General features: G+C 66.3%; 20 protein-coding genes. 19 read left to right on the top strand and 1 reads right to left on the bottom strand.

The features are described from left to right. Positions 1–82: 82 nt before the first annotated feature. From NJ1_RS19840 to NJ1_RS19830, 3 genes are all read left to right on the top strand, one after another. A complete protein-coding gene (locus NJ1_RS19840; protein ID WP_067696432.1) occupies positions 83–838 on the top strand; it encodes a MerR family transcriptional regulator in 756 nt (251 codons plus the stop codon). Positions 839–1040: 202 nt separating this feature from the next. After that, positions 1041–1694 (top strand): hypothetical protein, encoded by a 654-nt coding sequence (locus NJ1_RS40215; RefSeq protein ID WP_067696430.1) that lies wholly within the window; start codon positions 1041–1043, stop codon positions 1692–1694. Between the two features lie 26 nt (positions 1695–1720). Further along, on the top strand, positions 1721–2323 hold the full coding sequence (locus NJ1_RS19830) for a hypothetical protein (protein WP_157574097.1): 603 nt from the start codon (positions 1721–1723) through the stop codon (positions 2321–2323). On the opposite strand, the gene NJ1_RS19825 is transcribed toward NJ1_RS19830, so the two are convergent. Further along, positions 2324–3520 (bottom strand): hypothetical protein, encoded by a 1197-nt coding sequence (locus tag NJ1_RS19825; RefSeq protein ID WP_245717475.1) that lies wholly within the window; start codon positions 3518–3520, stop codon positions 2324–2326. Between the two features lie 407 nt (positions 3521–3927). Between NJ1_RS19825 and glf the strand changes: the two genes are divergently transcribed. The 16 genes from glf to fadD32 all read left to right on the top strand — a co-directional run bounded on the left by glf (position 3928) and on the right by fadD32 (position 26237). Then, positions 3928–5124 (top strand): UDP-galactopyranose mutase, encoded by a 1197-nt coding sequence (gene glf / locus NJ1_RS19820; protein WP_157574096.1) that lies wholly within the window; start codon positions 3928–3930, stop codon positions 5122–5124. Between the two features lie 29 nt (positions 5125–5153). Continuing rightward, on the top strand, positions 5154–7067 hold the full coding sequence (locus NJ1_RS19815) for a glycosyltransferase (protein ID WP_174557095.1): 1914 nt from the start codon (positions 5154–5156) through the stop codon (positions 7065–7067). A gap of 68 nt (positions 7068–7135) precedes the next feature. Then, positions 7136–7648: a phosphatase PAP2 family protein gene (locus NJ1_RS19810; RefSeq protein WP_067696786.1), complete on the top strand. Its 513-nt coding sequence runs from the start codon at positions 7136–7138 to the stop codon at positions 7646–7648. Positions 7649–7677: 29 nt separating this feature from the next. Continuing rightward, positions 7678–8622 (top strand): decaprenyl-phosphate phosphoribosyltransferase, encoded by a 945-nt coding sequence (locus NJ1_RS19805; protein ID WP_067696418.1) that lies wholly within the window; start codon positions 7678–7680, stop codon positions 8620–8622. 46 nt (positions 8623–8668) lie between these two features. Beyond that, a complete protein-coding gene (locus tag NJ1_RS19800) occupies positions 8669–10609 on the top strand; it encodes an arabinofuranosyltransferase AftB family protein (protein ID WP_067696789.1) in 1941 nt (646 codons plus the stop codon). Positions 10610–10925: 316 nt separating this feature from the next. Beyond that, positions 10926–11987, top strand: a complete 1062-nt coding sequence (locus NJ1_RS19795) for an alpha/beta hydrolase (protein ID WP_422615763.1) — start codon at positions 10926–10928, stop codon at positions 11985–11987. Between the two features lie 288 nt (positions 11988–12275). Then, positions 12276–13373, top strand: a complete 1098-nt coding sequence (locus NJ1_RS19790; RefSeq protein ID WP_067696415.1) for an alpha/beta hydrolase — start codon at positions 12276–12278, stop codon at positions 13371–13373. Positions 13374–13673: 300 nt separating this feature from the next. Further along, entirely contained in the window at positions 13674–14717 is a 1044-nt protein-coding gene (locus tag NJ1_RS19785) for an alpha/beta hydrolase (RefSeq protein ID WP_067696782.1), read from the top strand. Positions 14718–14889: 172 nt separating this feature from the next. After that, a complete protein-coding gene (locus NJ1_RS19780) occupies positions 14890–15921 on the top strand; it encodes an alpha/beta hydrolase (RefSeq protein WP_245717474.1) in 1032 nt (343 codons plus the stop codon). A 379-nt stretch (positions 15922–16300) separates the two neighbouring features. After that, positions 16301–17323, top strand: a complete 1023-nt coding sequence (locus tag NJ1_RS19775; protein ID WP_067696412.1) for an alpha/beta hydrolase — start codon at positions 16301–16303, stop codon at positions 17321–17323. A 251-nt stretch (positions 17324–17574) separates the two neighbouring features. After that, positions 17575–18807, top strand: a complete 1233-nt coding sequence (locus NJ1_RS19770) for an alpha/beta hydrolase-fold protein (protein WP_067696409.1) — start codon at positions 17575–17577, stop codon at positions 18805–18807. A gap of 104 nt (positions 18808–18911) precedes the next feature. Continuing rightward, complete coding sequence (locus NJ1_RS19765; RefSeq protein ID WP_067696406.1) at positions 18912–19925, top strand: alpha/beta hydrolase; 1014 nt, start codon at positions 18912–18914, stop codon at positions 19923–19925. A gap of 214 nt (positions 19926–20139) precedes the next feature. After that, positions 20140–22077 carry an alpha/beta hydrolase-fold protein gene (locus NJ1_RS19760; protein ID WP_245717472.1) on the top strand — a complete coding sequence of 646 codons (1938 nt, stop codon included), beginning with the start codon at positions 20140–20142 and terminating at the stop codon, positions 22075–22077. Positions 22078–22187: 110 nt separating this feature from the next. Next, on the top strand, positions 22188–22718 hold the full coding sequence (locus tag NJ1_RS19755) for a DUF732 domain-containing protein (protein WP_067696403.1): 531 nt from the start codon (positions 22188–22190) through the stop codon (positions 22716–22718). Next, entirely contained in the window at positions 22715–23692 is a 978-nt protein-coding gene (locus NJ1_RS19750) for a cutinase family protein (RefSeq protein WP_067696400.1), read from the top strand. The genes NJ1_RS19755 and NJ1_RS19750 overlap by 4 nt, the downstream gene beginning before the upstream one ends. Positions 23693–24314: 622 nt before the next feature. Further along, positions 24315–26237, top strand: coding sequence for a long-chain-fatty-acid--AMP ligase FadD32 (gene fadD32 / locus NJ1_RS19745; RefSeq protein WP_067696398.1), 1923 nt, complete (start codon positions 24315–24317; stop codon positions 26235–26237). The last annotated feature ends 85 nt before the right edge of the window (positions 26238–26322 follow it).

Here is a 26322-nt window from a genome sequence, read left to right as displayed (position 1 = left end):
CGTCGAATATCCTTGACCTTGACGCTACGTCAACTTGCATCCTTGATTCGTCGAGGTGAATACGAGGAGGAAAGGACGCACGGTGGCAACCGAATGGTCCATTCAGGAACTGGCCAGATCGGCCGGGACCACCAGTCGCACCCTGCGGCATTACGGTGAAATCGGCCTGCTGCCGCCCAGTCGGATCGGCGCCAACGGTTACCGCTTCTACGACCAGGAATCCCTCGTACGGCTGCAACGGATTCTGTTGCTGCGAGAACTCGGACTGGCTCTCCCGGCCATCGCCGAAGTGCTCGCCGGACAACGCGATACATCCGCCGCACTGCGCGCGCATCTGGAATTGCTGAAACACGAGCAGGACCGGATCGCGCGTCAGATCGCCTCGGTGCACACCACATTGCGCAAAACGGAAGCGGGTGAGCCACTCATGGCCAAGGAAGTATTCGACGGATTCGACCACTCCCAGTACCGGGACGAAGTCACCGAACGCTGGGGCAAGGACGCCTGGGAGAGCGGTAACACCTGGTGGAACGCCATGTCGGACACCGAGAAACAGGAGCACTCGCAGACCCACCTCGACATCGCCGCCGACTACGGGCGGGCCCGCGCGGCCGGTCTCGCGGTCGAGAGCGAGCAGGTGCAGGCGATCGTCGAGCGGCACTTCCGCTGGGTGACGACCGGCTGGCAGGGAAAGTGCCCGACCTCGGAGTACTTCGTCGGACTCGGTGAAATGTACGTCGCCGACCCACGATTCGCGATCAACTACGACAAGCACGGGGAGGGCACCGCCGTGTACGTACGGGACGCGATGCGCGCGTATGCCGACGCGCGCCTGTAGGGATTTGTCCACACCTTTCACATGCGGCTCCCCCTTCGGTATTCGCCAGGGGGAGCCGTCATTTTCCCGGGCTTGGAATCACGGGCCGGATATGCGTGTCGGTGACGCCTGGTAAACCACGTCACATCGCCGAATATGGCCTCGCCGGACTGTGATTCGGCGCGGTACTATGCGCGCCGAAGTGACGAGGGGGAGAACACCCATGACTTACCCGTACGACCAGCCCGGCTACCCCGGAGCGGAAAACCAGCCGGGCTATCCACAGCAGCCCGGTTATCCCCAGCAATCCGGTTATCCCCAGCCCGCTGGTTATCCACAGGGATACCCGCAGAACGCGGAATACCCCTATCCGCAGCCCGGATATCCGATGTACGGATATCCGCCCGCGTATCCGCCGCCCGCGCCGAGTGGCGGCACCGGCATCACCGCTGCGGTACTCGCGCTGATCGCGGGGCTGCTCGCCGGAATCGGCGGCCTCATCATGGTATTCGTCGGCGCGGACTACAAGTCCAAACCGTCCAGGAGCGGCAGCTATCGGACCGATGACGATCTCGGCTCGGGCCTGCTGCTGCTGGGCTTCGTCCTGGCCGTCGCGGGACTGCTGTGGGTCCTCGGAGCGGTGCTGCTGTTCATGCGCAAGGCCACCGGTCGCGTTCTGCTCATCATCCTGTCCTCGCTCACGATGATCGGCAATCTGATCACCATCGGCAGCGGGACCGGCTCCGGAATCCTCGGATTGATCTTCAGCATCACGATTCTCACGCTCGCGGCGGTCCCCGCCACCGGGCGCTGGATAGCCGCCAAGGACCCGGCCTTCCAGCAGCCCGCTCACGCGTACGCGCCGTACCAGTACTGAATCCGTGTCTCCCGGGGGAGAAAACCTTGTCGTATCCGCATGACCAACCTGTTCACACCGACTCGGAAAACCCACAGCCGCAGGGTTATCCACAATCCGGCGGCTCGATTCCGGGCTATCCGATGCCCGGAATCCCGCTGCCGGGATATCCGCCCGCGTATCCACCGGACCCGGTGAGCGGCGGCACCGCGATCACGGCCGGGGTGCTGGCCACCCTTTTCAGCATCCTGATGGTTCTCGGCGGTTTCTCCGCGGCCGCCATGGCCTGGTCGAAGGACTCGAGCTTCTACGACGAATACGACAGCGTCCCCGAGGGATTCACCACGGTGATGACCGGAGTCGGAATCGGGCTCGGGGTCGTCGGGCTGGTGGGGTTCGTCGGCGCCGTTCTGCTGTTCAATCGCAAGACTTCCGGGCGGGTGATCGTGATCGCGCTGTCGTCGCTGTTCGCGGTCCTGTTCATCGTCTCGTCCCTGGTGGGGGCGCCGGACGGCGGCGGCACCCTCGGCCTGCTCTTCACGGTGCCCACCGCACTGCTGGCCGCCCTGCCTTCGACCGGCCGCTGGATCGCGGTCGGTCGCAAGCCGGAGTTCTCGCAGGAGTACGCGCCCTACCCGCTGGCGCCGTGATCAGGCGGCCGCGCACATCGACTGCATGACTCCGCGCAGGATCGGCATGCCGTAGGTGGTCGGTGCGAAGGCGAGCGTCTGGGCGATGCCCAGCGGGATGGTCACCGACTGTCCCACGCCGCTGAACCCGGCCACGGTCGTGCCCACCGTCATCAGCAGGCTCGCGGTGTCCAGGGTGAGCGTGATCAGGTCGAAGGCGTTCTCCACCTTCACATCCCCGAGCGGGACGGTGTTCAGCGCCTTGCCCTCGTAGATGTCGAAGCCGAGGTTGGCCAGGAAGGTGAGCGGGCCGTAGTCCATGGCGTTGACCAGCGGCCCGAGTTCCTCGATCCGTCGCAGCGTGACGATCTCCGCGACCCGGTTGTCGCGCAGGAACCCCTGCAGGGCAGCGGCATTGCCGTCGACGGCGGCCGGGTCGACCGGAAGTCCCGCGGTGCGGGTCAGGAAATCGCGGGTGCGTTCGACCAGGTCGGAGGTCTTCAACTCGGCGATCGGGGTGCAGGCGCCGTCGGCGCGCGCGAGCTGGTTCGCCAGATCCAGCAGTGGCTGTGGAATCTCGACATGCTCGTCGGGGAATTCGAGCTGGAGCTTCTCATAGGCGTTGGGGCCGTTGCAGTTACGAGCCAGCGACGCCTGCACCGTGCGGGCGAGGGACTTCACGCCGTTGAAGAGCGCGCCCACGATGGGCTTGAGCACGAACCCGACGGTCGGCACCAGACTGGCCGCGAACTGGGCGGGGATCTTCACGATTCGGGTGCCGAGAATGAACACCTCGATCACGTCGGCGACCGTCACCCGCGAGAGCGACAGCGTCTTGTCGATCTGCCCGGTGCGGATCGAGTCCAGGGTGTTCACCAGGTAGGTGACGATCGGATCGTCCAGGAATTGCAGTCGCCCGCCCGGTCCGGCCGGGTCCACGGGCAGACCCTGGCGGTGCACGCGGACCTGGGCGATCGTCTGCCGGAAATCGTTGACCTGCTGATCGAAAGCAGCTTGCTGAACTGGGGGAACAACCGTGCGCACGGCGGTCGCGGCACCGGTGACGATGTCGTCGAAGGAGGCCGTGCCGGTGCCGCAGACCCCGGCGGAGTCGGCGACCTGCACGGCGGCCAGGGTCTCGGACTCGGCGCGGGCCGGCGCGGCGGCCGGAATCAGGGCGACCGTGCTGAGCACGGCGGCGAGGGAGAGCGCGCTCACGAGCGGGGCGAGGCGGGGCACACCTCGCGGAGCGAGACGGGGCAAGCTGGGCGGGGCGGGGCGAGGCGAGGCAAGCGCATGGTGTCGGGGTCTTCCGGATCGAGCGGGCAGGCACTGCCGCGTACAGCTCTCGGCGATGAACTGGACAAACGTTCAGCTCGATTCGGTATGTAATACAGTCCGCGTGACGCGATGGTCGATGCTTCGGTGAACTCTGAGCTAAATCCTCGACAAGCTGTCCCACTCGCCGAGGTCGGCGAATCCGGCGAATATCCGCCCGATCTGCCTGATTGGTCCCGTGAATCCGTACTCTTCGGACGCCGAAATCCGGGCTCGCGGCCCTCCCGTCAACCCCTCCCACCGGAGCCGACGCGCGCCCATTGCTTCTGCCGGTACTCTGGGCACCCGTGACCGTCGCATCCCCCTTCGATCTCGTCATTGTCGGCTCCGGCTTCTTCGGACTGACCGTCGCAGAACGCACTGCCAACCTGCTGGGAAAGCGGGTGCTGGTCGTCGAACGCCGCTATCACCTGGGCGGCAACGCGTACTCGGAGGCGGACCCGGAAACGGGCATCGAAATCCACAAGTACGGAGCCCACCTCTTCCACACCTCCAACAAACGGGTGTGGGATTACGTGAACCAGTTCACCGAGTTCACGGGCTACCAGCATCGCGTGTTCGCCATGCACAAGGGCCAGTCCTACCAATTCCCGATGGGTCTGGGACTCATCTCCCAGTTCTTCGGCCGCTACTTCACGCCCGCGGAAGCGCGCGCGCTGATCGGTGAGCAGGCCGCAGAAATCGACACCAAGGACGCCGCCAACCTCGAGGAGAAGGCGATCTCCCTGATCGGCCGCCCCCTCTACGAGGCGTTCGTCCGCGACTACACCGCCAAGCAGTGGCAGACCGACCCCAAGGAACTGCCCGCCGGAAACATCACCCGGCTGCCGGTGCGCTACACCTTCGACAACCGCTACTTCAACGACGCCTACGAGGGCCTGCCGAAGAACGGCTACACCGCGTGGCTCGCCAAGATGGCCGAGAACGACCTCATCGAGGTCCGCCTGGACACCGACTGGTTCGACGTGCGCGATCAGATCCGCGCCGAGAACCCGGACGCCCCGGTGGTCTACACCGGCCCGCTGGACCACTACTTCGATTACAGCGAGGGCGAACTCGGCTGGCGCACCATCGATTTCGAGACCGAAGTGCTCGAAACCGGTGACTACCAGGGCACCTCGGTGATGAACTACAACGATGCGGATGTGCCGTACACCCGCATCATCGAACCGCGCCACTTCCACCCCGAGCGCGAGTACCCGAACGACAAGACGGTCATCATGCGCGAGTTCTCGCGCTTCGCCCAGACCGGCGACGAACCGTACTACCCGATCAACACCCCCGAGGACCGCGCCAAGGTGCTGGCCTACCGGGAGCGCGCCAAGAAGGAAACCGCCGAGAACAAGGTGCTTTTCGGTGGCCGCCTGGGCACCTACCAGTACCTGGACATGCACATGGCGATCGGAGCGGCGCTGAGCATGTTCGACAACGTGCTCCGGCCGCATCTGGAAACCGGCGCACCCCTGGTGGACGCAGCCGAATGACGACCACCGCCGAAGCGATGTTGGAAGAAATGACCCCCGATACCCGCGCCAAGTCCCTGCTGCAGCGCGTCATCCTGCCGCGCCCGGGCGAACCCCTCGACGTACGCACGCTGTACCTCGAGGAATCCGACACCAATGCCCGTCGCGCACATGCCACCTCGCGCACCTCGCTGTCGATCGGCGCGGAGTCGGAGGTGTCGTTCTGCACCTACTTCAACGCGGTCCCGGCCAGCTACTGGCGGCGCTGGAGCGTGCTGGACTCGGTGGTGCTGCAACTGGAACTGTCCGGCCACGGCCGCGTCGACGTCTACCGCTCCAAGGCGGACGGCTCGCGAATCCACGTGCAGGGCAACGAGTTCAGCACACCCGGCGATTCCGTCGCCGCCGCCGAGTTCGTCGAGTTCGAGGTGGATCTCGGCCCGTTCGAGGACGGCGGCTGGATCTGGTTCGACATCACCACCGACAGCCGGGTCGATCTGCGCAGCGGTGGTTGGTACGCGCCGATCGAGGCGCCCGGCGAGGGCAGCATCGCGGTCGGCATGCCGACCTTCAACCGTCCCACCGACGCGGTGAAAACCATTGCGGCCCTGGGCTCGGACCCGCTGGTGCTGGAGAAGATCAAGGCCGTCATCATCCCGGATCAGGGCACCCGCAAGGTGGTGGACGAGCCCGGTTTCGCCGAGGCCGCCGAGCCGCTGGCCGGTCGCCTGGCCATCCACGACCAGCCCAACCTGGGCGGGTCCGGCGGTTACAGCCGGGTCATGTACGAGGCGCTCAAGACCACCGACGCCGAGTTCATCGTCTACATGGACGACGACATCGAGATCGAGCCGGACTGCATCCTGCGGGCCCTGGCCTTCTCGCGGTTCGCCAAGTCGCCCATCCTGACCGGCGGTCAGATGCTCAACCTGCAGGAGCGCTCGCACCTGCACACCATGGGCGAGATCGTGGACCGATCCATCTTCATGTGGACCGCGCCCGCGACCGTCGAGTACGACCATGATTTCGCGAAGTACCCGCTGCGCGACCGCGACAACTCCAAGTTGCTGCACCGTCGCATCGACGTGGACTTCAACGGCTGGTGGACGTGTGTCATCCCGCGCCAGGTGGCCGAGCAGATCGGGCAGCCGCTGCCGCTGTTCCTCAAGTGGGACGACGTCGAATACGGCTTGCGGGCAAGGGATCACGGCTACCCGACGGTCACCCTGCCGGGTGCGGCGGTGTGGCACATGGCCTGGAGCGACAAGGACGACGCGATCGACTGGCAGGCGTACTTCCACCTGCGCAACCGCCTGGTGGTCGCCTCGCTGCACCTGCCCAACGACGGCCGTCCGATGGTGGTCAACACCGTCAAGGCGACGCTGAAACACCTGCTCTGCCTGGAGTATTCGACGGTCGCCATCCAGAACGAGGCGATCCGCGACTACCTGGCCGGACCGGACAAGCTGTTCGACCTGCTGCCCACCGCGCTGGGCAAGATCCACGCCATGCGCAAGCAGTTCCCGGACGCGGTCGTGGTGCCGTCCTCGACCGAGCTGCCGTTCGCCAGTCATTCCGGCGTCGGCGCGGTCGGTGAACCGGGCAACCCGCTCGCCAAGATCGCCCGCCTCGGCAAGGGTGTGCTGCACAACTTCCGCAGGGCCGACCCCAAGCATCACGAGACGCCGCAGCTGAACGTGCCCACGCTGGACGCGCGCTGGTTCCTGCTCTCCCAGGTCGACGGCGTCACCGTCACCACCGCCGACGGCCGCGGCGTGGTCTACCGCAAGCGTGATCCGCGTCAGGCCATGGAGCTGTTCAAGGAGGCCATGCGCCTGCGCAAGGAACTGGCCGAGCGCTTCCCCGAGGTGCGCGAGCAGTATCGTCGCGCGCATTCGCATCTCACGAGCAAGGCCGCGTGGGAGAACATCTTCGGCGTCGACTCAGGAGACGAATCGAAATGACCGCACCCCAGCCGGCGTCCGACCCGGATCGCGGCCTGCACGTCGTTCCGGACGCACCGCAGGCTCCGGTGGCCTCGCCCGCCGAAGTCAAGATCATCAATGTGGTGCAGGGGACCATCGGCCGGAGCCCGGCCGTGGTCAAGGCCGCACGCGGCATGTCGTACTTCGGTGATCACTCGCTCGGCTGGATCGGCATCGCCGCCGTCGGCGCCCTCGCGGACAAGCCGCGCCGGCGGCAGTGGGCCGGGGTCGCCGTCGGTGCGTTCGGGGCGCACGCCGCCTCGGTCGTGATCAAGCGGGTCGTGCGTCGTCGTCGTCCGCACGATTCATCTGTGCAGGTCAACGTGACGACTCCGGGCAAGCTCAGCTTCCCGTCCTCGCATGCGACCTCCACCACGGCAGCGGCTGTGTTGCTCGGCAGGCTCACCGGGTTACCCTTGCCCGCGGTGCTCGTCCCGCCGATGCTGCTCTCCCGAGTCGTTCTCGGAGTGCACTACCCCTCCGACGTGCTCGCCGGTTCCGCACTGGGCGCTGCTTCGGCAGCCGTGGTGCTCGCCGCCGAAAAGAGACTCGCCAAGTGACCACGCAGGAAGAAAGAGCCCTTGCCGACATGAGCGAAGAGCCGACCGCCACAGACCTGGACGAAGGCGTCGTCAAGGGCCCGCCGAAGACGCTGGGCGGTGGCCTGATCAAGGCGATGCGCCCGCGCCAGTGGGTCAAGAACGTGCTCGTGCTGGCGGCGCCGCTGGCAGCGGGCAAGACCGCGGCCGGCGATATCGTGCTCACCGATGTCACCGTGCTCGCCAACGTCGGCATCGCGTTCGTGGTGTTCTGCCTGGCGGCCTCGGGCATCTATCTGATCAACGACGCCCTCGACGTCGAGGCGGACCGGGCGCATCCGACCAAGCGCTACCGTCCGATCGCGGCCGGTGTGGTGCCGGTCAATCTGGCCTACGCGCTGTCGGTGGTGCTGCTGGCCGCGTCGATTCTGGGTTCCTTCCTGGCCAATTGGCATCTCGCCGTGGTGATGGCGATCTACATCGTCATCCAGCTGGCGTACTGCCTGGGCCTCAAGCATCAGGCCGTGCTGGACATCAGCATCGTGTCCTCCGGCTTCCTGCTGCGCGCGGTCGCCGGTGGCGCCGCCGCCGAGATCCCGCTGTCCAAGTGGTTCCTGCTCGTGATGGCCTTCGGCTCGCTGTTCATGGCGGCCGGAAAGCGCTACGCCGAGTTGAAGATCGCGCTCGACACCGGCGCCAAGATTCGCAAGTCGCTCGAGTACTACACCGCCACCTACCTGCGCTTCGTCTGGACGGTGGCGGCCACGACCGTCGTCATGTGCTACGGCCTGTGGGCCTTCGAGCCGCCGCGGTCGAACAACGTCTGGTTCGCCATCTCGATGATCCCGTTCACCATCGCGATCCTGCGCTACGCGGTGGATGTGGACGGCGGCGAAGCCGGTGAGCCCGAAGAGATCGCCCTGGGGGACCGGATCCTCCAGTTCCTCGCAATAGCCTGGATCGGAGCGGTAGGTGTCGCTGTCTATCTCACCTGACGTGGAAGTGGGAGAAGAGCGAGAGGGGGGCGCGCCGACCGCACAGTTGCCGGTCGGTGGCGTCCGTCGGCGTGCGGGCGAATCGGCCGTGCGCTCCTCGCGACTATCTCGCAGCGTCTTCATCGGTGGGATATTGCTGACCGCGACACTTTTCGCGGCCGGCGGCTGGCAGCGGCGCTGGATCGCCGACGACGGCCTGATCGTGCTGCGCACCGTCCGCAATCTGCTGGCGGGCAACGGCCCGGTCTTCAACGCGGGTGAGCGGGTCGAAGCCAATACCAGCACGGCCTGGACCTATCTGGTCTGGTTCTTCAGCTGGCTGACCCAGTTGCGCCTGGAGTACGTGGTGCTCGGCATCGCGCTCACGCTCTCGGTGCTGGCGGTCGTGTTCGCCATGCTCGGGGCGGCGCGGCTGTGGGGCGGAACGGGTTCGGGCCTGCTGCTGCCCGCGGGCATGCTCGTCTACATCGCGGTGCCCCCGGCCCGCGACTACGCCACCTCCGGCCTGGAGTCCAGCCTGGTCATCTGCTGGCTGGCGGTGCTGTGGTGGTGGCTGATTCGCTGGAGTCAGGCCGAGAAGGTCCGGCTGGGAAGCTTTTTCGGGCTGGTGTTCTTCGCCGGGCTGTCCCCGCTGATCCGGCCGGAGATGACACTGGTCGGCGCGCTGGCCCTGATGATGATCTTCCTCGCGCCGCTGCCCGAGACTCGCCTGCGCCCCTGGGTGTTCCGGGTCGTGGTGGTGGCGGTCGCGGGTCTGGTGCCGATCTGCTATCAGATCTGGCGGATGGGCTACTACGGCCTGCCCTACCCGAACACGGCCGTGGCCAAGGACGCCGGCGGCGCGAAGTGGAAGCAGGGGTTCGTCTACCTGTGGGATCTGGTCGGGCCGTACTGGCTGTGGGTGCCACTGCTGGTGCTCGCGGTCGCGGCGGCGCTGGCGATGTGGTCGCGCCGGGATCCCGGTGCTGCGGACCGCCGGTCGGAAACAGGCGATCAGGCTCAGGACACCAGCCTGCGCGGGCGGATCCACCGCTTCAGCCTCTGGCTGCGCACCCCGGCCGCCGTGGTCACGCTCATGGTCGGCAGCGGACTGCTGCTCGTCGTCTACGAGATCCGCGTCGGCGGTGACTTCATGCACGGCCGCATGCTGCTGCCGCAGTTGTTCTCGCTGCTGCTGCCGGTGGCGGTGCTCCCGGTGCGCGTTCCGGCGGCACTGGCGAACGGCGTGGCCGGAATCCGTGGTCGCGACTGGGCTTTCGTGGCGGTGCTGGCGGCTTTCGCCGGAACCGCGGGCTGGGCGCTCTTCGCGGCGAACACCACGGCCATCAAGTCCGGCACCAAGATCAGCTCCTCGGGCATCGTGGACGAGCGGGTCTACTACGTCCTCAACACCGGCCACGATCACCCGATCCGCGCCGAGGACTACCTGGACTACCCGCGCATGCGCGCCATGGTTCGCGATATCGCGAACACCCCCGAGGGCGGCCTGCTGCTCAATTCCCCGTCCTACATGATGTGGTACGTCGCGCCCGCCCCGGCTCCGGTCCCCGAGACCGGTCCGGAGCACACCGTGTTCTTCCTCAATCTGGGCATGACGAGCATGAACGTTCCGCTGAGCGTGCGCGTCGTGGACCAGATGGGCCTGGCGTATCCGCTTGCCGCGCATACCGAACGGCTCGCGGACGGTCGCATCGGGCACGACAAGAACCTCTACCCGGACTGGGTCGTGGTCGATGCCGGCATGGTCGACAAGCATCCGTGGCTGCCCTGGTACATGGACGAGCGCTGGGTGACTCAGGCGCGCACCGCGCTGAGCTGCCCCGCGACCCAGGACCTGCTGTCCTCCTCGCGTTCGCCGCTGACGTTCGATCGGTGGCGGCACAATGTGCAGCAGGCGCTGGAGTTCTCGAAGTACCGCATCGATCGCGTGCCCAAGTACGAGATCGAGCGGTGCGGGCTCGTGGATCCCACGGCTCCGCCGAAATAAGCACAAAAGCAAGCAACCCCCGCGTCCGAATATGGACGCGGGGGTTTTCGCATTCGGGTGTCGATTACGTGGCGGGTTTGCCGATAGCGCGGGGTGAAGTCCCGAGAACCGAAAGTTGGTATTTGTCCCCATTATCACGCTTCGGGGCTGTGAATCTCGAGTTCCATCTCGATTCGGTAACACCGGGGAGTGGGTTTCACGATAGGCTCCACGAAGACGCTCGCTACGGCCCACAATTCATGTGCCGCAACGGTTGTCGCAATACTAACGGGCTCTTGCGGGGGAGACCCGCGCACAGATGGAAGGCCTGATGAGGATGCGGGGCGTGGGCATGTTCGTTCGGGGGCAGCACAATTCGAGGCCACGGAGATGGCTGCGCGGCACCGTGCTGAGCCTGGCGCTGGCGGCCACGGTGCCGCTCGGTGGAACGGTGGCGGGAACCGGCGTCGCGCACGCCGCGTTCGATCCGTCCGGGTTCGATTTCTGGGTCGACTCGAGCATGGGCCCGATCAAATCGCGCATTTTCCGTGCGGCCGACGGCAATACCGACCGGGTGGTCTACGCGCTGGACGGTCAGCGCGCCCGCGACGACCTCAACGGCTGGGAGATCGAGACCGATGCCGCTCGCGCGCTGACCGCGGCGAACATCAATGTGGTCATGCCGGTCGGCGGCCAGTCGAGCTGGTACGCGGACTGGACCTCCGCGAGCACCTTCCTGGGCGTGCCCGCGGGCACCTCGGGCGGAACCGGCTCCGGTGCGACGCAGGCGCTTTCCGGCGGGCCGGGCAAGTCCACCCCGTACAAGTGGGAAACCTTCCTCACCACCGACCTGCGCAATGCCGTGCGAGATCGATTGGGCTTCAGCGTGACTCGCAACGGCATCTTCGGATTGTCGATGAGCGGCGGCGCGGCGCTGATGATGGCGGCGTTCCATCCCGATCAGTTCGCCTATGCGGGTTCGTTCTCCGGTGCGCTCAGCCTCTCGGTGCCCGGCATGCGTGAGGCCATCCGGGTCGCCATGCTCGATTGCGGCGGTTTCAATGTCGAGGCGATGGCCGCGGCCAAGGACACCGGCAAATGGCAGCATCTGGACCCGTATCAGTTCGCGCCCAAGCTGAAGGCGAACAACACCCGCCTGTACATCTCGGCGGGCAGCGGCCTGCCGCAATCGGTGGACGGCATCAATGCCGCGACCGTCAATGCCATGGGCATCGAGGCGGTCGCCCTGGTCGGCACCAAGTCCTTCCAGACCCGGTACGCCGGTCTCGGCGGCGGCAATGTGGTCTACGACTTCCCAGCACTGGGTGTGCACAACTGGAACAACTGGAACGCCGAACTGACCCGGATGATCCCCGATCTGTCGGCGCATATCGGATGAGCGCGCTCACTTCTCGAGACGGTGGATGCTGATGGTGTGCAAGGCCTTTCGCGTGGTCTCGAGTGATAGCTGTGGCGAATGAGTCCGGCGAGGCGTATTTTGTCTGTTGCGTTCTATCGAGGCGCTGGTCTGGACCACATTCCTCGTAAACAGTGGTACCGGTCACTTTCGTCACAAACTGATAACGCTCCGTCAGTCGAACCACGATAGGCTCCCCGAGACCTCTGCCGTGGTCACGAACACATGGCAGACAGAAAAAGCCGATGACACGAAAGGCCGGACAAATACATGCGAGGCGATAGACGTCAGAGATCTCACGGCGGTTGGCTCAAGAAATCCGTGGTCGGGGTCGCACTGGCGATGCTGATGCCCCTCGGGGTTTCGGTGGCAGGGGTGGGCGGCACCGCGAACGCGGCCTTCGATCCCTCCGGTTTCGACTTCTGGGTCGATTCCGCGTCCATGGGACCGGTCAAGTCCCGAGTCTTCCGCGCGGCCGACGGCAATACGTCGCGCGTCGTGTACGCCCTGGACGGCATGCGTGCCCGCCAGGACCTCAACGGCTGGGAGAACGACACCGACGTCGCGCGTGCGCTCACCGCGGCCAATATCAACGTGGTCATGCCGATCGGCGGCCAGTCCAGCTTCTACGCCGACTGGAACGCCGCGAGCAGCATCCTCGGCTCCGGTGACGGCAGCGGCTCCGCGTCCGGTTCGGGCACGCTGTCCTCCTCGGGTTCGGCCTCGGGCTCCTCCTCGGGTTCGGGCGCGTTCAACCTGCTCTCCGGCGGTCCCGGCAAGAGCTACCGCTACACCTGGGAAACCTTCATCACCCAGGACCTGCGCAACGCGCTCAGCGGTCGTCTCGGCTTCAACCCGAACCACAACGGCATCTTCGGTCTGTCCATGGGCGGTTCCGGTGCGCTGACCCTGGCGGCCTACCACCCGGACCAGTTCAGCTTCGCGGGTTCGTTCTCGGGCTACCTGAACATCTCCGCCCCCGGCATGCGTGAGGCCATCCGCCTCGCCATGATCGACGCCGGCGGCTACAACGTGGACTCGATGGCTCCGCCGTGGGGCCCGCAGTGGCTGCGCATGGACCCGTTCGTCTTCGCGCCGCGCCTGAAGGACAACAACACTCGCCTGTGGATCTCCGCGGCGAGCGCCATCCCCAGCGCGGGCGACGTCACCTCGGTCATGTCGGTCATCCAGGGCATGCCGCTGGAAGCCCTGGCACTGGCCAACACTCGTGCCTTCCAGGTTCGGATGGCCTCGATCGGCGCCAACAACGTCAACTACGACTTCCCGGCGACCGGTGTGCACAACTGGAACAACTGGGCGTCCGAGGTCTACCGGATGATTCCGGACCTGTCCAACAACATCGGGTGATCGCCCGGCCCTTTCAATAGCTCAGGCTTCGCCTGAATCATCGGCAACCGCAGGCCCCCGCCTTTCGAGGCGGGGGCCTGTCGGCGTTCTGCGGGTCGGCGATCGGTACCGACTGGTAGGTCTCTTTACGGACTCGACGGCCGGGACACGACCGACACGGCGAGTTGGTCATTCGATCTGCGCGCAGGATCAGCGATGATGCGTGAACAGTGCCATCGGCCGATGGCGGTCACGGCATGCCAGTTCGAAGATTTCTCTGTCTGCGAGATCGGTTTCAGCTCCAACGAGAGGGTCGGAGAGATGCGGGGTAGTGGTTTCAAACGGGTGGTTCTGGGAGTAGCGGCATCATTGCTGCTTCCGCTCGGCGTCGCAGTGACCGGATCCGGTACCGCCACAGCGGCATTCGATCCGAGCGGTTTCGACTTCTGGGTCGACTCCCCGGTCATGGGTCCGATCAAGTCCCGTATCTTCCGCGCGGCCGACGGGAACACCAACCGCGTCGTCTACGCCCTCGACGGCCAGCGAGCCGGGGAGAATCTGAGCGGCTGGGAGATCGACACCAATGTCGCGCAGGTACTGACCAGCTGGAACATCAATGTGGTGATGCCGGTCGGCGGCATGTCCAGCTTCTACGCCGACTGGAACGCCCCCAGCTCGTTCTTCGGCGTGCCGGGCGGCGCGGGCTCCTCCGCACAGACCGGCTCCGGCGTGACCGAGGTGCTCAGCGCCGGACCGGGCAAGAGCTACCGGTACGACTGGGAGACCTTCCTGAGCAACCAGCTGCGCTGGGCGCTGCGAGATCGGCTGGGCTTCAACCCGAATCGCAACGGCATCTTCGGTCTGTCCATGGGCGGCTCCGGCGCGCTGACCCTGGCGGCCTACCACCCGGACCAATTCAGTTACGCCGGTTCGTTCTCCGGCTACCTGAACATCTCCGCGCCGTCCATGCGCGAGCTGATCCGCGTGGCCATGATCGACGCCGGCGGCTACAACGTGGACTCGATGGCCCCGCCGTGGGGCCCACAGTGGCTGCACATGGATCCATTCGTGTTCGCCCCCACCCTGATCGCGAACAACACCCGGCTGTGGATCGCGGCGGGCAGCGGCACGCCGATGCAACAGGATCTGGACATCCCGCTCGGCGCGGCCGCGGATCGATTGATTCGTGGCGGGCCGCTGGAGACGCTCGCGCTGGCCAATACCAGAGCGTTCCAGGCGCAGATGAATTTCCTCGGGGCGCAGAACGTGGTGTGGTCCTTCCCGCCCGCGGGATTGCACGCCTGGACCAACTGGCAGGACGAGGCGTACCGGATGATTCCGGACATGTCGGCGAATATCGGGTAATAGCTGGTCGGAAGGCCCCGCCTCGAAAGGCGGGGCCTTACTTATCACGATTCCGCATCCCGGCGTGGTTCTCCGGACATCCGCTCCGAATAACGACTTGTAGTGAAACTTCAGAGCGGCAGCGTTTCCGGCAATTCGGGTGTGGTCAACGATGATCACGAAAGGCGAGTCGATGCGGTCTGTTCGAGTGGTCGGTTCGGGAGCGGTACGAGTGGGGCGCACCATGCTGCGCCGCTCGGTGGCGGGGCTGGCCCTCGCTCTGGCATTACCCATGGCGGTGGCCGTCGTTCCCATGGCGGTGGCCGTCGGCGGTGGCGCCGCGCCCGCCGCGGCGTCCTTCGACCCCGGCGGATTCGACTTCTGGGTCGACTCGAGCATGGGGCCGATCAAGTCGCGCGTCTTCCGTGCGGCCGACGGCAATACCCAGCGTGTGGTCTACGCGCTGGACGGACTCCGGGCCCGCAATGATCTGTCCGGCTGGGAGATCGACACCGACATCGAGCGCGTGCTCACGGCCTGGAACATCAATGTGGTCATGCCGGTGGGCGGCCAGTCCAGCTTCTATTCGGACTGGGTGGCGGCCAGTAACACGAACGGCCAGCCGTCGCCCTATGCCTGGGAGACCTTCCTGACCCGGGATCTGCGCGATGCGCTCGCTGCCCGGCTGGGATTCAACCCCAATGGGAACGGCGTACTCGGATTGTCGATGGGCGGTAGCGCCGCGCTGGTGCTCGCAGCGTATCACCCGGATCAGTTCCGTTATGCCGCATCATATTCCGGTTATCTCAATATCTCCGCGCCCGGTATGCGCGAGGCGCTGCGCCTGGCGCTGCTCGATGCCGGCGGCTACAACATCGACTCGATGTGGGGCCCGCCGTGGAGCGAATTGTGGTTGCGCAACGATCCTTTCGTCTTCGCGCCGATGCTGCGCGCGAACGGAACCCGGCTGTGGATCTCCAGCGGAAACGGCGTTCCCGGACCGCGCGATGTGGTGAACTCGCCGCTGGACGCGTTCAACCTGACCAATGCCTCCGGACTCGAGACCGTCGCGCTGGCCAATACCCGTGCCTTCCAGGCCCGCATGGACTCGCTGGGGCCGAGCAATATCGTGTTCGACTACACGCCGGCCGGCGTGCACAGCTGGGGGTACTGGGCCGATCAGGTCTACAAGATGCTCCCGGACATGAGTGCGAACATCGGCTGAATCGGAACGAATCCGGTTCGAACACCTGAGCGCAATGGTCGATCGCGCTCAGGTTTTTTCGTTCGCGAACATCGGTCGGGCGTAAGGCTTTCCAGCCGTTGCCGCGACATCACGAGCGATTCGCGATAAGGTCACCGCACGATTACGGTCGGTTGCGATGGTGGAAATCAGTCACACATTAGCGTGACCTTGCCAACCGCTCGGACGGTCGAATACCCTCCAGCGAGCGCATGTGTAACCAACCGTGGTAGCGCTGCACTCGCATCGAAGCGTCGGGATTCGCTGTGAGTGCGGATCGTGTCTGCGCGCAGTGGCTTCACTGTGCGTGCGAACGCGATACAACTAAAAAACTTCAGCAGTTAGAGAAGGAGCAGTATCCATGCGTTTCGGCAGGTCCGTCATGCCGGAGGGAAGCCGTAGAGCTCACCGCGGCTGGGGCGCACGACTTCTGGCTGCTAGCGCCGCGGCACTGGCAATCCCGACCGCCGCAGCAGTGGCGACTCCCACCCTCGCAATGGCCGCCCCCGCTTTCGGTCCCGTGCATCGCACGCCCGCCGGCGGCTTCGAAGAGTTGATGGTTCCCTCCAGCATGGGACCGGTCAAGGTCCAGGTGCAGTGGGCGCGCAACGGCGGCAACAAGGCCATCTATCTGCTCGACGGCCTCCGGGCCCGCGACGACAAGAACGCCTGGTCGTTCGAGACGAACGCGCAGCAGCAGTTCGAGAACGACGATGTCACCCTGGTGATGCCGGTCGGCGGCCAGTCCAGCTGGTACGCGGACTGGGCGACCGCGAGCAACACCAACGGTCAGAAGTACACCTACAAGTGGGAAACCTTCCTGACCAAGGAACTTCCGGATTTCCTTGCGGGCTACGGTGTTTCGCGCACCAACAACGCCGTGGTGGGTCTGTCGATGAGCGGCCCGGCCGCGCTTCGCCTGGCCGCGTTCCACCGCGATCAGTTCAAGCACGCGTCCTCGTTCTCGGGTCCGCTGAACTGGAACGCGCCGGGTATGCGTGAAGCGATTCGCGTCATGATGCTCGATTCCGGTCGCTTCAACGTGGATTCGATGGCTGCCCCGTGGAGCCCGGCGTGGCTGCGCATGGACCCCGCCGTCTTCGCGCCGCAACTGAAGAACCTGCCGATGTACATCTCCTCGGCCAGCGGCCTGCCGGGTGCGGCCGATGCGCCGAACTCCGCGATCGGTGTCTTCAACACCGGTAACGCCATGGGCATCGAGGCCATCTCGATGGTGACCACCCGCCTGTTCCAGCAGCGGCTCAATTCGCTCGGCATCAACGCGGTCTACGACTACCCGGCTGCCGGTGTGCACAACTGGAAGAACTGGGAAGCCGAGCTGTGGAAGGCTCGCCCGTACATTCTGAACGCTCTGAACTCCTGAGCCCTCGATAGGGCGCAGACGCGAAAAGCGCTGCTGGAGTACCGAAACCGGCCACCCTACGGGGTGGCCGGTTTCGTTGTGGCTCCCCATGAACCCCCTCGGCGCGGTAGAAAATGACTGTGACACGTGTGGCGATCGGTAGACGGGGGAGACGGGGGCGTCGCGGGATCGCGGCGCTCGCGGCGGCCACTTCGGTACTTCTGACAGGGGCGACGGGGGGAACGGCATTCGCCGAACCTGGTGCGGCGCCGGTGAAATCCACGCCGGCGATCCGAAATGTGGTGTGGCTGAGCGAGAGACGGGTGGCGCTGTGGGTCGATTCGCCTGCCATGGGAACTCAGATCCAGGTGCAACTGCTCTTGGCCAGGGAATGGAACAGCAAGCCGGACAGTAGATTCCCGACGCTGTTCATGCTCGACGGGCTGCATGCCGGTGATGATCAGAGCGGCTGGACCGAGAACGCCGGGGCCGAAACGTTTTACGCGGACAAGAACATCACTGTCGTATTGCCGATCGGCGGGGCGGGGAGTTTCTACGCGGACTGGCGGCGAGGGGACAACGGCCGGACCTACCGGTGGGAGACATTCCTCACCAAGGAGTTGCCGCCGCTGCTGGAGCACGACTGGCGCACGAGCGCCGTGCGCGGCCTGGCGGGGCTGTCCATGGGCGGCACCGCGGCCATGAGCCTGGCGGCGCGCAATCCCGGATTCGCGCGGTACGCGGCGTCCTACTCGGGTCTGCTGACCCTCACCACTCTCGGTATGCCGCAGGCGGTTCGGTACACCGTGAACGACGCCGGCGGGTTCGACTCGGACGCCATGTTCGGCTCGGCCACCGACGCGGAATGGGCCGCGCACGATCCGTACGCACTGGCCGAGCGGCTCAAGGGGGTCAGTCTCTACGTGTCCAGTGGGAGTGGACTGGCTGGAGCCAGAGACATTCCGCGCGGCATTCCGGGCGTGAGCACCAACTGGGTCGGCATGGCGCTGGAGGTGCTCTCGCGGTTCTCGTCGCAGCAGTTCGTGGCGAAGCTGAACAAGCTCAGCATTCCGATCCAGGTGAATTACCGTCCGTCCGGCACACATTCATGGCCGTACTGGGATTTCGAGATGCGCCAGTCCTGGCCGCAGGCGGCGTCCGCCCTGGGGGTGGAGGCCGCCAAGCCGGACTGTGCCGCGGCCGGTGCGATTGTGACTGCGGCCCTGGGCAAATCATGGCTGGGCGACTGCCTCACCGGTGAGTTCCCGGTGGCCGGTGGTGTGGCCCAGGACTTCCGGGGCGGGCGGGTGCTGTGGTCGGCGGACTCGGGCGCGCACGCGGTCGGCGGCATGATCGCCGGCGCGTACCAGGGTGCGGCGGGACCGGCTGGGGCGCTCGGCTTTCCGATAAGCGACGAAACTCCCATACCGGGCGGGGCTCGGCAGAATTTCCAGCACGGGTACATCACCTTCGGCAACGGAAAGGCCGAGACACACGCCAGCTGAACGCAGATACTCGCCAGTTAACCCTGCTGCGCCGGTAGAGTGCTCCGCGTCCGTGACGCCCGTCACGTTTGAAGCGTTCCCCTGCGGTTCAGGAGTCCAATCTCATGACAGCACAGGGCGAGTCATGCCCACGCACGGTTCGGATAGTTAAGCGGCAGCAAAGATTTCGTGGATGGCGGCGCGTGCTCGTGCTCGCCGCCGCGTTGGCGGCGTTGCCGGGCCTCGCGGCCCCCGCCCTCGCCGCGCCGGTGCATCCGCTGCATCGCACGCCCGAGGGTGGTTTCGAGGAGTTGATGGTCCCCTCCAGCATGGGACCGGTGAAGGTGCAGGTGCAGTGGGCCGCGCACGGCGGCAACGGCGCGCTGTACCTGCTCGACGGCCTGCGCGCGCGAGAAGACTTCAACGCCTGGACTTTCGAGACCAATGCGCTGCAGCAGTTCGCCCAGGACAACGTCACCCTGGTGATGCCGGTCGGCGGTCAGTCCAGTTTCTACACCGACTGGCGTTCGCCCTCGAGCACCAACGGCCAGAAGGTCACCTACAAGTGGGAGACCTTCCTGACCGAGGAGTTGCCCGCGTTCCTGGAGGGCTACGGCGTCTCGCGAACCAACAACGCGATCGCCGGTCTGTCCATGGGCGGTTCGGCCGCGCTCGCACTGGCCGCCTATCACCGCGATCAGTTCAAGCACGCGTCCGCGTTCTCGGGGTACCTGAACATCTCCGCGCCCGGGATGCGCGAGGCGATCCGCCTCGCCATGCTCGATGCCGGCCGGTTCAACGTGGACTCGATGGCCGAGCCGTGGAGTCCGGCCTGGCTGCGGATGGACCCGTTCGTCTTCGCACCCCAGCTGCGCAACCTGCCGCTGTTCATCTCGGCGTCCTGGGGAATTCTCGGCGTGCACGACGACACCGAGAACCGCAGCGCCTTCAACACCGTCAACGCCGTCGCACTCGAGGCGCTGTCGATGGTGAACACGGTCTCGTTCATGGCCCGTCTCAATCAGCTCGGCATCAAGGCGCACTACAGCCTCCCGATGCGCGGGACCCATTCGTGGGGCTACTGGCAGGACCAGCTGGGAATCGCGCGTCCCGAGATTCTGGCGGCCCTGGGCGCGTGAACCTGTCCATCGTTCGCGGAGGTGACCGCTGATTCTCCCCGCGTGAGGGCCCCCGGGCCGATCGCCGAAGCTCCGGAGACGATGTGCTGACCGTTTGCTGGTTTGCGCGCGTCGTCCCGGAGTTTCGGCATTCCGGGGGTACAACACATATGTGGTCAGAGTTGTTGGTGGGACGAAACGAGCGCGCCGACTATGTTCGGCGATCGCCGCAGCTGTGCTGTTTCCGCTGGCTGCGGGCACCTTCACGGGTATACCCCCGGCGGGGGCCGCACCCGAGGCCGAGACCGCGCCCGCGTCCATCCAGAAGATGGTGTGGCTGAGTGATCGCCGGGTGTCGCTGTGGGTGAACTCGCCCGCGACCGGAGCGCCGGTCGAGGTGCAGTTGCTGCTCGCCCGCGACTGGCACGCCAAACCCGATGCCAGGTTCCCGGTCATGTTCATGCTCGACGGCCTGCGGGCCACCGACGACGAGAGCGGCTGGACCAAGGACGCGGGCGCGGCGGGCTTCTTCGCCGACAAGAACCTCACCGTGGTGTTGCCGATCGGCGGGCAGTCCAGCTTCTACACCGACTGGCTGCAACCGGCCAACGGCCAGAACTACAAGTGGGAAACCTTCCTCACCAAGGAACTTCCGCCGCTGCTGGAAAGCCAGTGGCGAGCCACCAATGCCCGTGCGGTGTCCGGGCTCTCGATGGGCGGCACGGCCGCGATGATGCTGGCCGCGCGCAATCCGGGCTGGGTCCGGCACGCCGCGTCCTACTCCGGCTTCCTCACCCTCACCACGCTCGGCATGCCGCAGATGGTCGATTTCGCGATGCACGACGCGGGCGGCTTCGACTCCGACGCCATGTTCGGCCCGCCGGGCAGCCCGGCGTGGAAGGAACACGATCCGTACGAGCTGGCCGACAAGCTCAAGGGCCTGAGCCTGTACGTCTCCAGCGGCAGCGGCACCGCGGGCGCGAGCGACGCGCAGTCCGACATCCCGGGCATCAGCACCAATTACGCGGGCATGGGCCTGGAGGTGCTGTCCCGCTTGAGTTCCCAGAACTTCGTGGCCAAGCTGAACAAGCTCAGCATTCCGGTCTCGGTGAATTACCGTCCGTCCGGCACACATTCATGGCCGTACTGGGATTTCGAGATGCGCCAGTCCTGGGCGCAGACCGCCACCGCGCTCGGGGTGGACACCGCCGCCTCGGACTGCCGCACCGGGGGCGCCATCGGCCCGCTGGTGCAGGGCAACACCTGGCTCGGCGACTGCCTCACCGGTGAGTATCCGGTGTCCGGCGGCGTCGGGCAGGACTTCCGCGGCGGTCAGGTCTACTTCTCGCCGGCGACCGGCGCGATGCCGGTGGCGGGCGCGATCGGCGGCAGTTACGCGGGACTCAGCGGCCCGGCCAGCGGCCTGGGCTTCCCGGTCGGCGGCGAGCAGCAACTGCCCGACGGCCGCGGGCGCTGGCAGCGTTTCCAGAGCGGATCCATCTACTGGACACCCCAGACCGGCGCGCAGATGGTGCGCGGCGCGATCCTGGACGAATGGGGTAAGCAGGGGTTCGAGGCGAGCGCGGCGGGCTACCCGAACAGCCAGGAGCTGCGGACCCCCAACCGGGACGGCGTGGTCCAGGGCTTCGAGCACGGGCCGATGTACTTCAGCTCCGCGACCGGCGCGCATCTGGTGCAGGGCCTGATCCTGGGCAAGTACTCGCAGCTCGGATTCGAGAACAGCGCCTTCGGTTTTCCGGTGGCCGAGGAAGCGCCGCTGAAGGATCTGGGCCGCTACAGCAGGTTCGAGGGCGGCAGCATCTACTGGAGTCCGCTCTCGGGCGCCTGGGGCGTGCGCAACGGCCCGGTCATGGACGCGTGGGGCGCGCTCGGATTCGAGAACGGCGCACTCGGCTATCCGATCGGTGACGAGGGCCCCGGCGCGGGCGGCACCCAGCAGATGTTCCAGGGCGGCTCGATCACCCTGCGTGACGGCCGGACCCTGGTGGCGACGCTCGACGGCAGGCCGATCCCGCTGCCCGGCGAGGTGTCCAAGCCCGAACCCGCGCCCGCGGCCGCCGCGACACCGGATGCGGTTCAGGGTCTTCCGCTGCCGGTCGAGGGCCTGCCGCTGCCCATTCCGGCGCTCGGGCCGGATGTCCGCCCGAACTGATTCGGTCTGAGAAGTGCATGAGGTTAGCTTGCGAGGGAACCCCAGGGACGCGGCTTGCCGCTAGCCTGGGTGCGACCTTGCGCCCGCAGACAGATCAAGGAATCGAATAAATGCATCGGACCCGTGGAAAGGTATTCGGCATGGTGGCCGCCGTCGCCGCCGCCGGACTGCTCGCCGCCTGTGGAAACAACGACTCGACCGCGACGAGCACGCCCACGCTGACTCCCACCACGACCAAGACCAGCGCGGCGGCCACGCCGGGTGGCGACGCGCCGTCCTCGGGTCAGCCCGCACCGCAGTCGGAATCGGTGCCGTCGGTCAGCGCGACCGAGCGCCCGGCGCCGGTACCGAGCCAGTTCATCACCACCCCGAGTGGTTCGCCCGCGCTCACCGACCGGGACAAGACCTTCCTCGAGGAGCTCAAGAAGAAGGGCATCACCCCGGCCGCCTCGGATATCGCCCTCACCGCGGCGAATCTGGTGTGCCAGGGCAAGGCCGAAGGCGCCTCCGACGATCAGATCCTGACCTACGTGACCGCCATCGCCGGTTCCGATCCGTCCTTCGACGAGTCGAAGATGTCGGTCGAGCAGGCCGGCAAGGTCTACGTCGACGTCGCGACCTCGAGTTTCTGTAACAAGTGACCACCCGACGCCGCTCCGGAAGCCGGTCCAAGCCGGCGGGTTGCCTGCTGCTCGTCGCGCTGGTCGTGATCGCGATCATCGTGGCGGTGCTGCTGTGGTACCTGCTGGCGGGCCGGCTGAAGTTGCCCGGATCCAAGCCGCCGCCGCCCAAGGAGCCGACCTCGCAGCCGGCGACCTGTCCCGACGTGTTGTTCATGTCGGTGCCGGGCACCTGGGAGTCGAACAGCAACGACGATCCGTACAACCCGACCGCGAATCCGGCGTCGCTCATGCTCAACATCAGCAACCCGATCCGGGCGCAGTTCCCGAACGAGCGGCTCGAGGTCTACACGGTTCCGTACGTGGCGCAGTTCTCCAATCCGATCGCGCTGCCGCCGGACGGTCAGGCTTCGTACAACAACAGCCGTTCCGAGGGCACCAAGCGGGGCACCGACAAGCTGGCCGCCACCTTCCGCGAATGTCCGCTCACCACATACGTTCTCGCGGGTTTCTCGCAGGGCGCGGTGATCGCGGGCGATATCGCCGCGCAGATCGGCGAGGGCAAGGGGCCGGTCCCGGCGGCCAAGGTGCTCGGTGTCGTCACCATCGCCGACGGCCGTCGCGATGTGGCGCAACCGGGCCAGGCCACCGAAATCGGCCCTTCGCCCGCCGGTGTCGGCGCCGAGGTCGCGCTCAAGGGCTTGAACGTGCCGGGCATCAGCATGACCGGGCCGCGTTCGGGCTTCGGTCCGCTGGCCGATCGCACCTTCACCATCTGCGCGCCCGGCGACATGGTCTGCGACTCCCCGAATCAGGCGCTCAACCCGCTGAACATCCTCGGCAGCGTGAACACCCTGGTGCAGGCCGCGGGCAATCCGGTGCACAGCCTCTACAACACCTTCCAGGTGGACGAGAACGGCACCACCGCCACCCGGTGGACGGTCGATTGGGCCGCCGGGCTGATCGAGAAAGCCCCGCATCCGGCCCACTCCTGAGCCGTTCCTTACCCGTGAGTCACGACCGACCCCCCAGTTTCGGGGTCACGCTGTAAAGTGCTCCGAGATTGCGCCACCGGCCCCTTCCGGGGCGGTGCCGCAGCATCATCCGGACAGTCAGGAGCAGGTGTTCATGACAGCAGTCGTAACGGTGCGGGCGAGCCTTCGCCGCCACCGTGCGCCGGCCGCGCCGTGGACTCCGCACCCGACTTCGCCGCACCCGGTGGCCGGTGTGTGTCCTACCCCCGCGTACTCGTCTCGCGTGGTTATCGGCACACCGATGGGCCTCGCCCATCGGACCCGGCTCGTGCGGCAACTCACATCCATGTGCCGAGGCGGGGGTATTCCCTGTCCGCAAGGAGGTATTCGCGCCGGTGATCCCGGTGAAGCGGGTCGAGTGAGCTGGGATATGTTCGGCCGCTCCGGAGCATGGCCAGGCGGCTCCTCTGTAACATGTCCCTGGTTTGAGAACATGTAGCCAATAGACGGTCACCGCGCAGACCGCAACACATTTCTGCAGGTTGGCTCTCGCATGGAGCTCCCGCGGGCGAAGAGAGTCGGGGCCTCACAGGTATCAGCGGCCATTGCCGCATGCCGCGTGTGCCTCGGAGGAGAAGAAGGAATGGACGAGACTTTCGACGATTACCTCGACGAAACGGGGAACATCACGATTCCCGAGGGGCGAACCCTCGTCGACTACGTCGAGACGCACACCCACGGTAACGACGCAGATGATCTGGCGTACCGCTACATCGACTACTCACGTGAGCGCGACGGTGAGTATCAAGACCTGACCTGGAGCCAGTTCGGCACTCGGCTGCGCGCGGTGGCCGCCAGACTTCAGCAGGTCACCAAGCGGGGTGACCGTGTCGCGATCCTGGCTCCTCAGGGCCTGGATTACGTCATCTCCTTCTTCGCTGCCATCTACGCGGGCACCATCGCCGTGCCGCTGTTCGATCCGGACGAGCCGGGTCACACCGATCGTCTGCACGCCGTGCTCGGTGACTGCACGCCCTCGGCGATCCTCACGGCCAGCTCATCCGCGGCCGGTGTCCGCCAGTTCTTCCGGTCGCTGCCCGCGGCGCAGCGTCCCCGCATCATCGCGGTGGATGCCATTCCGGACAGCGTGGGCGAGTCGTGGATCCGCCCCGATATCGCGGTCGACGATATCGCGTACCTGCAGTACACCTCCGGTTCGACACGCGTCCCGGCGGGCGTCGAGATCACCCATCGCGCGGTCGGAACGAACGTCCTGCAGATGGTCAACGCGCTGGATCTGAACTGGAATTCGCGTGGCGTGACCTGGCTGCCGCTGTACCACGACATGGGTCTGCTGACGGTGATCCTGCCCGCCGTGGGCGGCAAGTACATCACCATCATGTCGCCGGCCTCGTTCGTGCGCCGCCCCTCGCGGTGGATCAACGAGCTGGCCGCCGTGTCCGACGGCGCCGGAACCTTCGCCGCCGCACCGAACTTCGCGTTCGAGCACGCCGCCGCGCGCGGCCTGCCCAAGAAGGACGAGACGCTCGATCTGTCGAACGTCATCGGCCTGATCAACGGCTCCGAGCCGGTGACCACCTCCTCGATGAAGAAGTTCAACGAGGCGTTCGCGCCGTACGGTCTGCCCAAGACGGCCATCAAGCCCTGCTACGGCATGGCCGAGGCCACCCTGTTCGTCTCGGCCACCCGGCACGAGGACGAGGCCAAGCACATCTACGTCGACCGCTACGAGCTCAACGCCGGTCGCATGGTGAAGGTCGAGCAGGGACACGAGAACGCCATCGCGCAGGTCTCCTGCGGGTACGTGGCGCTCTCGCAGTGGGCCGCGATCGTGGACCAGGAGTCGATCGACAGTCCCGACGGCGCGGTCGAGCTGCCCGAGGGCCGGGTCGGCGAGATCTGGCTGCACGGCAACAACATGGGCATCGGCTACTGGGGTCGCGCCGAGGAAACCCAGAACACCTTCCGTAACCGGCTGGTCAACCGGGTCGAGGCCGGCAGCCACGCCGAGGGTGTTCCGGCCGACGGCAACTGGCTGCGCACCGGTGACTACGGCGTCTACGTCGACGGCGAGCTCTACATCACCGGTCGCGTCAAGGACCTGGTCATCGTGGACGGCCGCAATCACTACCCGCAGGACATCGAGTTCTCCGCACAGGAGTCCTCCAAGGCGCTGCGTCCCGGCTTCGTCGCCGCGTTCGCCGTTCCGGCCAACCAGCTTCCGGCGGAAGTCTTTGCGCAGGACAGCCATTCGGGTCTGAGCTACGACGTCGACGATGCCTCCGAGCAGCTGGTCATCGTGGCCGAGCGCGGCCCGGGCGCGGGCAAGGCCGATCCGGGCCCGATCGCGGACGCCGTGCGCGGCGCGATCTCGTCGCGGCACGGTGTCACCGCGCGCGACATCCTGCTCGTACCGGCCGGTTCGATTCCGCGTACCTCCAGCGGCAAGATCGCGCGCCGCGCGTGCAAGGCCGCCTACCTGGAAGGGACGCTGCGTGGTGGTTACACGCAGCAGGCCTTCCCCGATGCTCCCGACGAGGAGTGAGGCGGAGCATCTAACGTGGAGTGGCGCGGGCCGAAATTTGGTCCGCGCCATTCATGCATGACGCTTGATCGCTCATGACGCTTGA

The sequence above is a fragment of the Nocardia jejuensis NBRC 103114 genome, from assembly GCF_001613145.1.
GTDB lineage: Bacteria > Actinomycetota > Actinomycetes > Mycobacteriales > Mycobacteriaceae > Nocardia > Nocardia jejuensis.
This window is presented reverse-complemented; position numbering and strand designations above follow the sequence as displayed.

Excerpts from the sequence above, each read along its gene's own strand:
- NJ1_RS19765 (WP_067696406.1), top strand. The coding sequence starts at position 18,912 with ATGACAGCACAGGGCGAGTCATGCCCACGCACGGTTCGGATAGTTAAG.
- NJ1_RS19780 (WP_245717474.1), top strand. The coding sequence starts at position 14,890 with ATGCGGTCTGTTCGAGTGGTCGGTTCGGGAGCGGTACGAGTGGGGCGC.
- fadD32 (WP_067696398.1), top strand. The coding sequence starts at position 24,315 with ATGGACGAGACTTTCGACGATTACCTCGACGAAACGGGGAACATCACG.
- NJ1_RS19785 (WP_067696782.1), top strand. The coding sequence starts at position 13,674 with ATGCGGGGTAGTGGTTTCAAACGGGTGGTTCTGGGAGTAGCGGCATCA.
- NJ1_RS19775 (WP_067696412.1), top strand. The coding sequence starts at position 16,301 with ATGCGTTTCGGCAGGTCCGTCATGCCGGAGGGAAGCCGTAGAGCTCAC.
- NJ1_RS19815 (WP_174557095.1), top strand. The coding sequence starts at position 5,154 with ATGACCCCCGATACCCGCGCCAAGTCCCTGCTGCAGCGCGTCATCCTG.
- NJ1_RS19790 (WP_067696415.1), top strand. The coding sequence starts at position 12,276 with ATGCGAGGCGATAGACGTCAGAGATCTCACGGCGGTTGGCTCAAGAAA.
- NJ1_RS19795 (WP_422615763.1), top strand. The coding sequence starts at position 10,926 with ATGCGGGGCGTGGGCATGTTCGTTCGGGGGCAGCACAATTCGAGGCCA.
- NJ1_RS19755 (WP_067696403.1), top strand. The coding sequence starts at position 22,188 with ATGCATCGGACCCGTGGAAAGGTATTCGGCATGGTGGCCGCCGTCGCC.
- NJ1_RS40215 (WP_067696430.1), top strand. The coding sequence starts at position 1,041 with ATGACTTACCCGTACGACCAGCCCGGCTACCCCGGAGCGGAAAACCAG.
- NJ1_RS19805 (WP_067696418.1), top strand. The coding sequence starts at position 7,678 with ATGAGCGAAGAGCCGACCGCCACAGACCTGGACGAAGGCGTCGTCAAG.